Here is a 14,312-nt window from a genome sequence, read left to right on the forward strand (position 1 = left end):
AGGCAATATGTTTAGTCCATCAGCAATTGGCATACCAGGTTTAATCATTATTTTAGTTATTGTTCTCATTGTCTTTGGTCCAAAAAAATTGCCAGAAATCGGCTCGGCAGTGGGGAAAACTTTTGCAGAATTCAAGAAGTCTACCAAGGGATTAATGGATGACGACGATGAAACACCACCTGAAAAGAAAAAAGAAATTTAGGTAAATATTTAGCCTATGGATCCTTATGAAAATAACAATAAAAAAATATTGAGCCCTTTAGACAAAGAACCTTATGAGCCAGAGACAACAATAAAAAAGGCACTAGCAAACAAGGGACAAGAAACTACCGTTGTTTCTACATTACCCTCTACTGATTCTCCTGCTACTGAATGGGCAGTCAAAGATGTGGTTGAATCATTATTTGATCATTTAGCAGATTTGCGTAAGCAGCTCATTAAAGGATTAGCGGTTTTTCTTTTTTTCTTCTTTGTTGTATTTGCAACAGTTAACTGGTGGTTTCCTTTTATTACGAAAGGGCATTCACTTGTTATTTTAGGGCCGTTAGAGGTTGTGAAGTTTTATATGTCGATCTCTAGTACTATGGCTCTTGGGCTAGCTTTACCTTTTCTAATGCATTTCTTATGGAGTTTTATAAAACCAGGATTGAAGGAAAATGAAAGGCGTTTCCTTGGTATGTATTCTCCAGTCATGTTATTCCTATTTTTACTTGGCATTTCATTTGGTTTTTTTGTAGTTAACCCACTTAGCTATAAATTTCTAATCAGTATCGGTCAGGCGAATTTTGATGTTATGGTTTCAGCGAGTGAGTATATGCATTTCTTAATAATGACAACTGTACCCGTAGGCATTTTATTTGAGTTGCCAATTGTCGCTCTATTTTTATCTTCAATTGGTTTACTTACAGCGGATATAATGAAAGCAATTCGAAAATGGGCATATGTATTTATGGCTGTTTTTGCATCAATGACTACGCCACCGGATTTTGTTAGTCATTTATTAGTTTTAATCCCGATGATTTTGTTATATGAAATCAGTATTTTTTTAGTTAAGAAAATAGAACGTAAACAAATGCTGAAGAATGCAATTAGTGAGTAAATAGCGCAACTAGATGACCTTTCGGATAACTGAGTTATTTGAAGGGTTTTTTTATTTGCATAATAATGTATTATTTTTTAAGCATATTTTTTTACATAGCAAACCTTGAAACATATTATTATTATTGAATTAGCATAACTTAAATTCTATGAGAATATATTTTATTGTTTACGCTTTCATTATATCGTTATGAAAAAGGAGGAGTACGGTATGTCAACTTTTATGGCCGAGATGGTAGGGACAATGATTTTGATATTGTTCGGAGGCGGCGTGGTTGCGGCTGTTTCTTTGAAAGGTTCTAAAGGAAAAGATGGTGGATGGATTGTTATTACTATTGCCTGGGGTCTTGCAGTAGCTATGGGAGCATTTGCAGTTGGAGGGATAAGTGGTGCACATTTAAATCCTGCATTGACAATTGCATTGGCAACGATTGGAAAGTTCGAGTGGGCAGATGTTCCAATGTTCATACTTGCTCAAATGATTGGAGCGATTATCGGGGCTATTTTAGTCTACTTAACTTATTTAGCGCATTGGAAACCAACTGAAGATCCGGATGCTAAACTAAGTGTATTTTGTACAGCGCCAGCATATAATCATCCGTTATCAAATTTAACAACGGAAATGATTGGCACATTTATCTTAGTTCTTGGTATTTTAGCTATAGGCACAAATAATATTACAGATGGTTTAAATCCCTTAATAGTAGGTGCTTTAATTATCGTAATTGGTATGGCACTTGGTGGCCCTACAGGGTATGCTATTAATCCAGCACGTGATTTAGGGCCTCGTATAGCACATTTCTTCCTACCGATTCCAGGGAAAAGAGATTCCAACTGGAGTTATTCATGGGTACCAGTAGTCGGTCCCATTATTGGTGGATTATTTGGAGCATTATTTTATAAGCAAGTTTTTGAAGGAGAAAATAGTATCACATTTTGGATAGTTGGAGTAATCGTGCTAGCAATTTTCGTAGGAGCACAATCTACAGTGAATAAAGTTGTAAGATAGAATAATAAATTAAAATCTGGAGGTCATCATATGACAAAAAAGTATATTCTGGCATTAGACCAAGGTACTACAAGCTCACGTGCAATTTTATTTGACGAAGAGGGCAATATTTTTAATAGTGCTCAACAGGAATTTCCGCAATATTTTCCACAATCAGGATGGGTAGAGCATAATGCAGAGCAAATTTGGAGTTCAATTTCATCTGTCATAGCGGGTGTCCTTTCAGAGAAAAATGTCCACGCAGATCAAGTACAAGGGATTGGTATCACCAATCAACGTGAAACGACAGTTGTTTGGGATAAAAATACGGGAGTACCAGTGCACAATGCCATCGTATGGCAATCACGCCAAACTGCAGGCATTTGTGAAGAGTTGAAAGAGAAAGGCTATAATGATTTATTTAGAGATAAAACGGGATTACTTATTGATGCATACTTCTCAGGCACAAAAGTGAAGTGGATATTAGATAATGTTGAAGGGGCAAGAGAAAAAGCGGAGAATGGTGATTTATTATTCGGTACGATTGATACGTGGCTGATTTGGAAACTAACAGATGGGAAAGTACATGTAACCGACTATTCGAATGCTTCTAGAACATTAATGTATAATATTTACGATTTGAAATGGGATGAAGAGCTATTAGAGATTTTGGGTGTCCCAGCGTCAATGCTGCCAGAAGTTCGTCCTTCATCTGAAGTATATGGCTTAACGGATGGAAATCACTTCTTTGGTCAAGAAGTACCTATTGCTGGTATTGCGGGGGACCAACAAGCTGCTTTATTCGGTCAAGCTTGTTTTGAAAGTGGTATGGTGAAAAACACTTATGGCACAGGTTGCTTTATGCTTATGAACACAGGTGAAAAGGCTGTTAAATCCGATAATGGTTTGTTAACAACGATTGCTTGGGGAATTGATGGTAAAGTAGAATATGCATTAGAAGGTAGCATTTTCGTAGCAGGCTCAGCTATTCAATGGTTACGTGACGGGTTACGGATGTTCCATGATTCAAAAGAAAGTGAGCGTTATGCAGAAAAGGTTGACTCGACTGAGGGTGTATACGTTGTTCCGGCATTCGTTGGGTTAGGTACACCGTATTGGGATAGTGACGTACGTGGTGCTGTATTTGGTTTAACGCGTGGTACAGAAAAAGAGCATTTCATACGCGCAACACTTGAGTCATTAGCGTATCAAACAAAAGATGTGTTGGGTGCTATGGAAGCAGATTCAGGCATCTCGTTAAAAACATTACGAGTGGATGGCGGGGCTGTCATGAATAATTTGTTAATGCAATTCCAAGCAGATTTACTTGATGTTCCAGTAGAACGTCCATCAATTAATGAAACTACAGCACTAGGTGCAGCGTATTTAGCTGGATTGGCAGTTGGATTCTGGAAAGATCGTGACGAAATTTCTAAGTACTGGGATTTGGATACACAATTCAGTCCGAATATGGAAGAAGATAGACGCGAAAACTTATACAAAGGCTGGAAAAAGGCTATACATGCAGCCCAAGCGTTTAAATAATAGTTATACACATGTAGCAGTTCACTTTTCATTGGTGGACTGCTTTTTTGATAGCATTTTGTGTATAGTGGGGATAAAAATGTGTATAGTGGATAAAAAAATGACTTTTATTGATAGTCATTTAATTCTCTCTGGTTAATTTATAGGTTTTTCCACTATTTTTTAAAAAAATGTGGATATCTCTAAGAATATTGTTAATAGTATTTCGGAGAAAGGGAATCATATGATTTCCCTTTCTTTTTTGTATGTAAAAAAACCAGAGAAATACGAAGATTATGTTACGCTAAGGGAAAGGTGATATTTTTTAGAGAAATGCATGTTTAATGTAGAAATGGAGAGTTATATGGTGACTATTTTTCAAGGGCTTTACAAAGCGAAATTAAAAAAACCTCAAGATGTTCTCTCATATATTGAGGACGGAGCAGATATTATTATACCAATAGCGAATGGAGAACCAGTAAAGCTATTGGATATTTTGGAAGAGAACGCAGAATACTTAAAAGATGTACGTATTCATCAGATGTTAACGATGCATCCTCGTAAATATATAGACGGAGCTTATAAAGGGCACTTATCACATGTCTCATACTTTTTGAGCGGTGCTACACGTAAGGCTTATCATAATAGGCATTGTGAATTGATGCCAAATTATTTTCATGAAGTACCAAGTATTATGAAGGATTATACGAAAGCATCTCTTGTTATGGCAGTTGCTTCACCAATGGATGAGCACGGATATTTTACTCTTGGAACACAAGCCGATTATGCTGCATGTTTTATAGGTAATGCTCCCTTTTTCTTGGAAGTAAATGAGCATATGCCAAGAACATTTGGTCAAAATTTAATACATATTAGCCAAATAGAAGGCTTTATTGAGCATCATGCACCGCTAGTGAAAAATCCGGAACCAGTAATCGAAGAAAAAGACATACGTATTGCAGAGTATGTTGCAGAATATATTAAAAACGGTGATACATTACAAGCTGGGATAGGTTCCATTCCAAATGCAGTTATTAGTTTACTAAATGATCATCGCCATTTAGGTATTCATACGGAACTGATAACGGACGGGGTAGTTGGTTTAGTAGAGAAAGGTGTAGTCGATGGGTCTCAGAAGAAAACGAATAAGGGGAAAATCGTCGGTACTTTTGCGTTAGGGACGGATAAATTATATGAATTTCTGCATAATAACCCAATTGTTGAATTCCAAACAGTTGATGTCACGAATGATCCACGCTTAATTGCCAAAGAGGATAATATCGTTTCAATTAATGCCACAACGGAAGTGGATATATATGGTCAATGCGCCTCAGAAACAGTTGCAGGCAAGTATTATTCTTCCACTGGTGGGCAATTTGATTTTGCACGTGGAGCAAACTTTGCGGGAAATGGCCGTGGATTTATATGCATGCATTCGACTACGAAAAACGATACGATATCAAGAATAAAAGTTTTATTAACAAATGGCTCAGTTGTAACAACCTCAAAAAATGAAGTAGATAAAGTAGTAACGGAGTATGGTGTAGCCGAGCTAAAAGGCAAATCGATATCAGCGAGGGCCAAGGCGTTAATCGAAATTGCGCATCCGAAATTTAAGGACGAGCTAATATTTGAAGCAAGAAAATTAAATTTAATGTAAGAAATACTAAACCCGTTTTTTCACTAAACGGGTTTTTTTGATGAATAATAAACATTGTTCACGATATCAAATCGGCATGTTACATATATATACCTATAAGAGAGAAAAAAATTATGTTAGGAAAAGCTAAGTATAAAAATATATTTTCAAAAATAAATAGATAGGAGACGCTTATGATGAAGGAGCAGTTAACATTACTTGAACCACAATTGAAAAGTGTTTTTAAGTATCTGCATGAAAATCCTGAAATTAGCTGGAAAGAAAGGCGGACTACAGATTATATTAAAGGAATATTAGAACAAGAAGGGTACGAGGTGCATACGTTTGCAGATAGTACTGGTTTATATGTGGAAATCGGTGAGGGGAGACCGGTTGTAGGTCTACGAACTGATATCGATGCCTTGTGGCAAGAAGTTGATGGTGAATTTCAGGCACATCATTCTTGTGGTCATGATGCACATATGACAATGGTGATTGGTGTTTTACTATTATTAAAGCGCTTGAAAAGAACGTGGCGAGGTACCATTCGGGTATTATTCCAACCTGCTGAGGAAAAAGGACAGGGAGCATTGTCATTTGTTGACCGTGGACTGGTCGACGATATGGATTATCTATTTGGTGTACATGTCCGTCCGGTGCAGGAGCTAAGCGATGGCACATTTTGCCCAGCGCTATATCATGGCGCATCCAGACTACTATGTGGCCAAATTAACGGTGTGGAATCACATGCCGCAAGACCTCATTTAGGTAAAAATGCCATTGAAATTGGAGCAAGCTTAATCGAAGCACTTAAAACAATTCATATAGATACAATGATCCCGTTTTCGGTAAAAGTAACGAAATTTCAAGCGGGTGGAGAATCGGGGAATATAATTCCGGCGAAAGCCTATTTCACGATTGATGTACGTGCGCAAACAAATGAAGGAATCGAGCAATTGCATGATGGCATAGAGCGTACCATAAGAGCAATTGAATCCTTATATGAAGTTTCAATTGATTTACAAGAACAAGTTAGGGTTGCAGCAGCTGAAGTAGATGACGAAGCAAAGGATATAATTGAACAAGCAATTATTGAATCAGTAGGTGAAGAGTATTTACGTCCCCCTGTTATTACACCAGGTGGAGAAGATTTTCATTTTTATACTGTTAAAAGGGCGAATGTAAAGGCAGCCATGTTAGGACTTGGTTGCGGATTAACGCCAGGGCTGCATCATCCGAAAATGACATTTAATAAGGATCAGTTAATTGTTGGAGTAGAAATTTTGGCACGTACAGTATTGGGTGCTTTTGCACAAGCAGAAAAGGAAGCCCTCTCTTGCTGAAAAACGTATATTAGCGTATGTTTTATTAAAGCGTTAATTTAGGTTGGATAGTGGAAGGTGCGGTAGTGTGAAGATAACAGAAATTAAAATTCGGCAACTAAGTATGCGAATGAAATCGCCATTTTCAACAAGCTTCGGTACATTGCAAGATAAGCAGTTTTTAATATTAGAAGCTAAAGATGCTAGTGGAATATCTGGGTGGGGGGAAGGGGTTGCTTTTGAAATCCCTTGGTATACAGAGGAGACAGTTAAGACGAGTTGGCATATGCTTGAAGATTTCCTTATTCCACTAGTACTTAATAAAGACATTCAGCATCCAGATGAAATAAGCGATATGTTCAAAGTAATCCGCCAAAATAAGATGGCAAAGGCGACTCTTGAATGTGCGGTATGGGATCTATATGCCAAGAAGACAAAACAGTCGCTTTCTAATGCATTAGGTGGAGCGAAAAAGAAAATTGAAGTGGGTATAAGTATCGGTATTCAGCCGACAATTGATCAGCTGTTACAGTGCATTGAAAATTATATTTCAGCAGGATATAAACGTATGAAGGTTAAGATTAAACCAGGCAAGGACATTGATGTCATTCAGGCAATTCGAGCAAAGTTTCCAGAAATTCCGCTAATGGTGGACGCCAATTCGGCTTATACTTTAGATGATATAGAGTTGCTTAAAAAACTAGACGAGTACAATTTAATGATGATTGAACAGCCTCTTGCATCGGATGACATTATCGATCACGCTAAGCTACAAAAGCATTTAAAAACGCCAATTTGTTTAGATGAAAGTATTTGTTCTTATGAGGATGCACGTACAGCGATTGAGCTTGGAAGCTGTGGTATCATCAACATCAAGTTTGGTCGTGTTGGTGGTTTAACTGAGGCAAAACGGATCCATGATTTATGCCAGCAACATAATATTCAAGTTTGGTGTGGTGGTATGTTAGAATCTGGTATTGGCCGAGCGCATAATGTTGCACTTACGACGCTAGAAAACTTTGTATTGCCAGGTGATACTGCAGGCTCTAGTCATTATTGGGACCAAGATATTATCTCTCCTGAAGTGCATGTTGAAAATGGCTACATTTCAGTGCCAGAAAGTTTTGGTATTGGCTATGAACCGAATATAGAATTAATGGATCAACTTACTGTAAGTCAAAAAGTTTATCGATAAACTAAAAAAGCTATGCAAAATTTGCATAGTTTTTTTAGTGATTATATATTTAATAGTTTACTCATATAAATTTCATTTTCAAATTCATCGTTTATTTTCAATGATTGTTTACGCTCTCCATCTATTGTAAAGCCGAATTTGTTGAACATATTGATTGCGATAGCATTTGATTTACAAACACTTAATTCAAGTCTTTGAATACTATTTGATATTGCCCATTTTTCAGCATCTTTTAAAAGTAATGTACCAATGCCTTGGTTAGTAAACTTCTGAATGATACCGATGTAAATCGATGCACGGTGTTTAGCACGTGGAGCTTTATTACCTGAAATAGAGATCAAGCCCCCTATTTGCCCTTCAACAACGGCTACTATAATGGAACTAGAATTGTTTTTACGCAAGTTAGTAATTTTCTTGCGTACACTTTGAACAGATGGATCGCGTTCGTTTTTACCATAGAGCATAAAATCTGTCTCTGCATCTAACTTAGATAATAATTTGGCTAAATCACGTGCATCATCCGTTTCAATGGAGCGAGTGATAAAAGTATTTTTGGCATTTTCTAAACTATCCAATTCAGCATTACTGTTACTTGAAGGTTTTTCAAACGTTACATGATAACCAGGCTGTATCGTGGTTACATAGTATCCTTGTTCTATCCAAGCTAGATAATGTTTTAGAGGAGGTTTAGTTTTCTTCCACCAACTCTTATTTAAATAGGAGGAGTTAGGTAATGAATGTCCCATAATTGTTTCTATTTCTGTGAAGGAAAGTTGAATTTTATCGTCTGTAGCGGAGCTGAAATATTCAGCTAGCGGTATGTATTTCTTTTCAATCTTATTTTCCATTATTACCCCTCTTTATTATATGTATATATTATATTAGAAATAGTAACATAGTATTAAGTCTAATTACATGAATTTTACGATTATTATTTATTTTTATGGATAAAAAAGACTATGTTGTTCTAAAGGGATATTGGAGCAGATGATGTGGATTTGTAAAATTAAACTTTATAAAATAGAATCCATGAATAATATACTTTTAACAAAGGACATAATAATGTTTGAACATTAATCATCAAAGCGCTGGCATTCTTTTTCAGTGCTATGTGTGATAAGATATATTCGGAAATTATTGATATCTAGGAGGAAAAATTTAAATGAGTAAAGTACTTGTATTCGGACACAAAAACCCAGATACTGATACAATCACATCTGCGTTAGTATATGCATATTTAAAAAAACAGCTAGGCGTTGATGCTGAAGCAATTCGCCTTGGCGAATTGAACAACGAAACAGCTTATGCTTTAGAGAAATTTGGATTTGAAGCACCACGCTTAGTGGAAAAAGTTGCAGGGGAAGCTGCTCAAGTAATCCTAGTTGATCATAACGAACGTCAACAAAGTGCTGATGATATTGCTGAAGTTCAAGTAATGGAAGTTATTGATCATCACCGTATTGCTAACTTTGAAACAGCAGATCCATTGTACTACCGCGCTGAACCAGTTGGTTGTACAGCAACAATTCTAAATAAAATCTTCAAAGAAAATGAAGTTGAGATTCCAGCTAACTATGCAGGTCTTATGTTATCTGCTATCATCTCGGATACATTATTATTCAAATCGCCAACATGCACTGAGCAAGATGTAAAAGCAGCAAATGAATTAGCTGCTATTGCAGCTGTTGACGCTGCGGAGTATGGACTTGCAATGTTAAAAGCAGGTGCTGATTTAAGTGATAAATCATTAGAAGATTTACTTTCTCTTGATGCAAAAGAATTCAGCATGGGAGATCATAAAGTTGTCATTGCTCAAGTAAATGCTGTTGATGTAAATGACGTTTTAGATCGCCAAGCTGATTTAGAAGTTTTATTGAACAACTCTGTTGCAGAAAAAGGTCTGGACCTATTCTTCTTCGTTGTAACGGATATTATAAACAATGATTCTGTTGCTGTTGCAATAGGTGCACAAGCTGAAAAAGCTTATGCAGCATTTAACGTTGTTGCAGATAATAATCGTGCGCTATTAAAAGGTGTAGTTTCTCGTAAAAAACAAATTGTCCCAGCATTAACTGACTCATTAAAATAATCCTCATTAGAGGAGGAACTGCCTATTTCGATTGGAATAGGCGGTTTTTTTTATTGCTGAAAATTACACTTATAATCCACTTAGGTCAAGTGGATATACTGCTGGCCCTTCAAGTACTGCACCATCCTTTGAAAAACGTGAGCCATGACAAGGACAGTCCCATGTTTCATCTGCTTCATTCCATCTAGTTTTACAACCTAAATGAGTACAACGAGGCATAGCACGACGAGTGACATGACCGCCGACAAAATCCTTCGTTACTTTTCCGCCTAATTTTAAAGCTTGTAAAACAGCATCTCCGAATTTAGTATGCTTCGGAGAATAAAGAGAGAGTCCGACATTCTGTTTTCCGACAATACCATCTCGAAGTAGTTGTGCGGCCACAATTGAATTAGCTAACCCCCATTTTCTGAAACCAGAAGCCATCCAAATATTCGGTAAACGTGAACTAATCTGCCCAACATAAGGAATTAAATCTACCGTTTCAGGATCTTGCGCTGACCAGTGATAGTTGCAGTTGCTTGCTGCGAATTTATCTTTAGCCTCTAATTGCAGCGCTTCATAATACATGGAGGTATTGGAAATAGTACCTGCAGGGTGGCTATCCCCAGCTAATAATATAAAAGGTTTGTCATCGATTAATGTTGTTCGAATAGAGCGACCAGGTTTATCGATAGATAAATACTGACCTTTATACAATTCGCTTGCTTCAAAAGCTACGATATAAGAACGAGTGACTTCCAGTTTGAAAATTTGCATACCAATAATAGCTTCTAGTGGATAATGGGAGCATAGGATTAGCTCTTTATAACAAACTGTATGACCATTCTCTAGTTCTACACATGGTTTTAAAATATTGACCTTTTGCACGCGTGAATGCTCGTAAATCTCTGCTCCTGATTGGATTGCCTTTTCTGCAATAGTCCGTCCAAAGCGTACTGGATGGATTTGAGCTTGTTTGGGCATTTTTAAGGAAGCTGCAATGTCATATGGAATTTCGCAATCAGCGTTCCATTCTCCAGGAATACCAAGAGTTTGGTAAGCCTTCCATTCATCTTCTAAAGCCTTTTTACCGTCAGCTTTCTGTGTATATAAGAAGGAATCAGCATGATGCACACAATCGGGTTCTGCTAAATTAAATGATAGTTCCACAGCTTGCTGGTTGAGCTCATAATATTGTTGTGCTGCTTCCATACCAAATTTAGTGATAAGTTGGCTATATAATAGGCCTTGTTGTGCAGTTACCTTCCCAGTGGAATGGCCGGTAGTACCTGAAAATAAAGTATTGCCTTCTAATAAAGTAACCTTCCGACCAACTTTTGAGAGTAAGTAAGCAGCAAGTATGCCAGAAATACCACCACCAATAATACAGATGTCAGTTTCGATTGATTGTTCGAGTGAAGGTCTTGCAAAAGGTGCTTGTTTATCTAGCCAAATTGAAGATGCCATAAGATGCCTCCAAGTACATTTTTTTTAGCATGTGGAGTATTTGAGAAATTATGTATAAGCAGATAAATTGCTGTTTTGTATGTTCACATATACAATATCTGCAAGAGGTGAGCATTGATGAAAATTGAAATTTGGTCAGACTATGTATGTCCATTTTGTTATATCGGTAAAAGACAATTAGAAAAAGCTTTGCAAGATACGGGATTCAGTGAACAAACGGAAATAATATTCAAGAGTTATCAGTTAGATCCAAACACTCCAGCTACTTCGGATTTATCTATGTACGAAGCCCTTGCTAAAAAATTTGGCTCTACAATTGAAGCGGCAAAAGCCCAAACAGTTGGTGTTGCAGGCCGTGCAAAAGAAGTAGGATTAGATTTTGATTTTGAAAATATGAAACCTGCTAATACGTTCAAATCCCATCGTTTAGCAAAATACGCCGAAGCAGAAGGTAAAGCTGCTGAAATGACTGAGCGTTTATTACGTGCGCATTTTATTGAAGCAAAACAACTTGGCTTAACTGAAGTATTAGTAGAGTTGGCAGCAGAAGTTGGTTTAAATCGTGAGAGAGTACTAGATGTACTAAATTCAGATATTTATTCATCAGAGGTATTGGCTGATATTCAAGAGGCTTCACAAATAGGTGTTAGAGGTGTCCCATTCTTTGTCTTAAATCGTAAATATGCAATTTCAGGTGCTCAGCCACAAGAATTATTCGAAGAGACAATTCGAAAAGTGGCAGCTGAAGAGGGGATTCAACCGACACTTAAAATGATGGGTGCAGAAGGTACAGGCATTTGTGAAGATGGCAAGTGTGAGCTTTAGTCTTTAATCTTCAGTCAAAAGTATGAGGGCAGATGCATTGACAGTGCATCTGTTTTTTTATAAAATAAAATTATCTTGAATTTGAGATATTTTTTTCGAGAACTATTTTTAACTAAGAGAGTGAGAGATTAAATTGACAAACGTATTAGTTGTTAAAGCAAATAACCGTCCTTCTACTGAAGGCGTTTCTAGTAAAATGTATGAAGTATTCATGGAGGAAGTAAAAGGTGCACAAGATTTAAACGTGACTACATTTGATGTATTCGCTGAAGATCTACCATACTTCGGACAAGATTTATTCAACGCATTTGGTAAAGTACAAAATGGTGAAGAACTTACAGATGTAGAAGGTCGCCTACTTGCTGCAAAACAAAAAGCAATGGACGCATTAACTGCTGCTGACGTAGTAGTATTCGCATTCCCATTATGGAACTTAACAATTCCAGCTAAATTACAAACTTTCGTTGATTACGTATACCAAGCAGGTTTTGCTTTCAAATATGATGCAGAAGGTAACATGATTAACTTAATGCCAGAGAAAAAAGCTATTCTTTTAAGCGCTCGTGGTGGTATTTATTCAACTCCAGAAACAGCACCAATGGAAATGGCTGTAAACTATATGCGTAATGTATTCGGTGGCGTATTCGGTATGTCAGTTGAAGAAGTAGTAATCGAAGGCCATAACGCAATGCCAGACAAAGCAGAAGCAATTATCGCTGAAGGTATGGAACGCGTTAAAGAAGCAGCAAAATCATTATCAGCTGTTCACGCTTAATTTTAAAATAATAGTGAATGCCTAATTTTAGTTAGGTTATTTATAAAGAAAGAGGGAAGTCCATTAAATGGTGCTTCCCTCTTTTCCATTGCGTTCAAAACTTTTATAACGAGTGCCTTGAAAAGTTAGTAAACCAAGGTCCCCCTCAACGAGCATACCGTATTCACGTCCGTTTAAAGGCAGCTCAATTCGGTCGCCACTTTGTACCTCGAAGGTCGTATAATAGCTAGTGCTAGCTGATGTATCTCCACTGCCACCAGACGTTTTTGACCGCTTTGTAACAACCTCTGCGGGCACAGTTAAAATAGGAGAAGCGTTATTTTTAGACCACTGAGAAATTCCTTTTACAATAACAAATATAAATGCACTAACAATAATAAGGAAAACGATGACAAAAAATACTCCGAATAATCCAGTACCTACAAAAAAAGATATATCATCACCGAACAATCCATCCAACATAATCAGCACCCCCATACTTTCTATATAATATCATTTACGGAAACACCATTAGAATAGTTTCAAAAAAGGTGATGATAACCTTTTCTGGCTGTCGTTCAAGATATAGGCTACTTTAATAGCTTCTCTTGCTGAAGGTATAAATAAGTTGGTTGCAATTCTTCTTGTTAATCCATATTTACTCGTATTAATAAGGAAGTCACAATTGTACTTTGCTTTAATGCAAATACAACAAAATAACCAGTCACATTTTTATGACTGGTTAGGCTTGCTAAGCTAATAGCAAATTGGTTATAAGTTTATATTTGACTTAAGCAGGGTTTGCTTCAAGTTCGATATTAATTTTGATATCATCGCCAACTAGTACGCCACCAGTTTCAAGTGCTGCGTTCCAAGTTAAACCGAAGTCTTTACGATTAATTTTAGTTTCCGCTTCAAAACCTACAACTTCTTGACCCCATGGGTTAGTACCTTTACCACCGTATTCAGCTTCAAAAGTCACAGATTTTGTTACATCTTTAATTGTGAAATCTCCAGTAATTTCGTATTCACCGTCACCAGTAGATTTAATGTTTGTTGCAACGAAAGTCATTTTAGGGAACTGCTCAACATCGAAGAATTCAGCTGACTTTAAGTGGTTATCACGGTCTTCATTATTTGAATTTACACTTGCTACATCAATTACAAATTTAATTGAAGCACCAGTTAAATCTTCTGGATTAGCATCGATATCAGCAGTGAAAGAACCGAAGTTACCTTTAACTTTTGAAATCATCATGTGTTTTACTTGGAAACCTAAATGAGAGTGAGCTTGGTCTACGTTATATTTTGTCATTTTTAAATTCCTCCTAAAAAGTGTTTGTTATTTAGTACATTTATCATATTACAAAAGTATCTCGAAATCAAGAGTTTTTAATTAAAGATAATTTCGGTGTTATGTTACAGATAA

Annotated in this window: 14 protein-coding genes; 10 read left to right on the forward strand and 4 right to left on the reverse strand. The window is 36.7% G+C overall.

Features of this window, described 5'->3' with window-relative positions:
* The first annotated feature begins 7 nt into the window (after positions 1–7).
* The 7 genes from tatA to menC all read left to right on the forward strand — a co-directional run bounded on the left by tatA (position 8) and on the right by menC (position 7,766).
* The gene (gene tatA / locus AMD00_RS22120; RefSeq protein ID WP_038186132.1) at positions 8–202 is read left to right on the forward strand and encodes a twin-arginine translocase TatA/TatE family subunit; all 195 of its coding nucleotides are present in this window, start codon (positions 8–10) and stop codon (positions 200–202) included.
* A 15-nt stretch (positions 203–217) separates the two neighbouring features.
* Entirely contained in the window at positions 218–1,099 is an 882-nt protein-coding gene (tatC, locus tag AMD00_RS22125) for a twin-arginine translocase subunit TatC (protein WP_053419162.1), read from the forward strand.
* A 210-nt stretch (positions 1,100–1,309) separates the two neighbouring features.
* Complete coding sequence (locus AMD00_RS22130; protein ID WP_053419163.1) at positions 1,310–2,107, forward strand: MIP/aquaporin family protein; 798 nt, start codon at positions 1,310–1,312, stop codon at positions 2,105–2,107.
* A gap of 30 nt (positions 2,108–2,137) precedes the next feature.
* Positions 2,138–3,631 (forward strand): glycerol kinase GlpK, encoded by a 1,494-nt coding sequence (gene glpK / locus AMD00_RS22135; protein WP_053419164.1) that lies wholly within the window; start codon positions 2,138–2,140, stop codon positions 3,629–3,631.
* Between the two features lie 343 nt (positions 3,632–3,974).
* Entirely contained in the window at positions 3,975–5,270 is a 1,296-nt protein-coding gene (locus AMD00_RS22140) for an acetyl-CoA hydrolase/transferase family protein (RefSeq protein ID WP_053419165.1), read from the forward strand.
* Positions 5,271–5,446: 176 nt separating this feature from the next.
* Positions 5,447–6,592: a M20 peptidase aminoacylase family protein gene (locus AMD00_RS22145; RefSeq protein WP_053419166.1), complete on the forward strand. Its 1,146-nt coding sequence runs from the start codon at positions 5,447–5,449 to the stop codon at positions 6,590–6,592.
* Between the two features lie 67 nt (positions 6,593–6,659).
* Positions 6,660–7,766, forward strand: a complete 1,107-nt coding sequence (menC, locus tag AMD00_RS22150) for an o-succinylbenzoate synthase (RefSeq protein WP_053419167.1) — start codon at positions 6,660–6,662, stop codon at positions 7,764–7,766.
* Between the two features lie 41 nt (positions 7,767–7,807).
* On the opposite strand, the gene AMD00_RS22155 is transcribed toward menC, so the two are convergent.
* The gene (locus AMD00_RS22155; protein ID WP_053419168.1) at positions 7,808–8,614 is read right to left on the reverse strand and encodes a GNAT family N-acetyltransferase; all 807 of its coding nucleotides are present in this window, start codon (positions 8,612–8,614) and stop codon (positions 7,808–7,810) included.
* 314 nt (positions 8,615–8,928) lie between these two features.
* Between AMD00_RS22155 and AMD00_RS22160 the strand changes: the two genes are divergently transcribed.
* Complete coding sequence (locus tag AMD00_RS22160; RefSeq protein ID WP_053419169.1) at positions 8,929–9,855, forward strand: manganese-dependent inorganic pyrophosphatase; 927 nt, start codon at positions 8,929–8,931, stop codon at positions 9,853–9,855.
* Positions 9,856–9,924: 69 nt separating this feature from the next.
* On the opposite strand, the gene AMD00_RS22165 is transcribed toward AMD00_RS22160, so the two are convergent.
* Complete coding sequence (locus tag AMD00_RS22165) at positions 9,925–11,304, reverse strand: FAD-dependent oxidoreductase (protein ID WP_053419170.1); 1,380 nt, start codon at positions 11,302–11,304, stop codon at positions 9,925–9,927.
* A gap of 117 nt (positions 11,305–11,421) precedes the next feature.
* On the opposite strand from AMD00_RS22165, the gene AMD00_RS22170 reads away from it, so the two are divergent.
* Both AMD00_RS22170 and AMD00_RS22175 read left to right on the forward strand, forming a co-directional pair.
* Positions 11,422–12,129 carry a DsbA family oxidoreductase gene (locus AMD00_RS22170; protein WP_053419171.1) on the forward strand — a complete coding sequence of 236 codons (708 nt, stop codon included), beginning with the start codon at positions 11,422–11,424 and terminating at the stop codon, positions 12,127–12,129.
* 133 nt (positions 12,130–12,262) lie between these two features.
* Positions 12,263–12,904, forward strand: a complete 642-nt coding sequence (locus AMD00_RS22175) for an FMN-dependent NADH-azoreductase (RefSeq protein ID WP_083446339.1) — start codon at positions 12,263–12,265, stop codon at positions 12,902–12,904.
* Positions 12,905–12,967: 63 nt separating this feature from the next.
* Here the strand turns inward: AMD00_RS22175 and AMD00_RS22180 are convergent, their stop codons facing one another.
* Together AMD00_RS22180 and AMD00_RS22185 are read right to left on the reverse strand one after the other, a co-directional pair.
* Entirely contained in the window at positions 12,968–13,366 is a 399-nt protein-coding gene (locus AMD00_RS22180) for a DUF2500 domain-containing protein (protein WP_053419172.1), read from the reverse strand.
* Positions 13,367–13,673: 307 nt separating this feature from the next.
* Complete coding sequence (locus tag AMD00_RS22185; RefSeq protein WP_053419173.1) at positions 13,674–14,198, reverse strand: YceI family protein; 525 nt, start codon at positions 14,196–14,198, stop codon at positions 13,674–13,676.
* Between the last annotated feature and the right edge of the window lie 114 nt (positions 14,199–14,312).

The organism is Viridibacillus arvi, from assembly GCF_001274945.1.
Taxonomy (GTDB): domain Bacteria; phylum Bacillota; class Bacilli; order Bacillales_A; family Planococcaceae; genus Viridibacillus; species Viridibacillus arvi.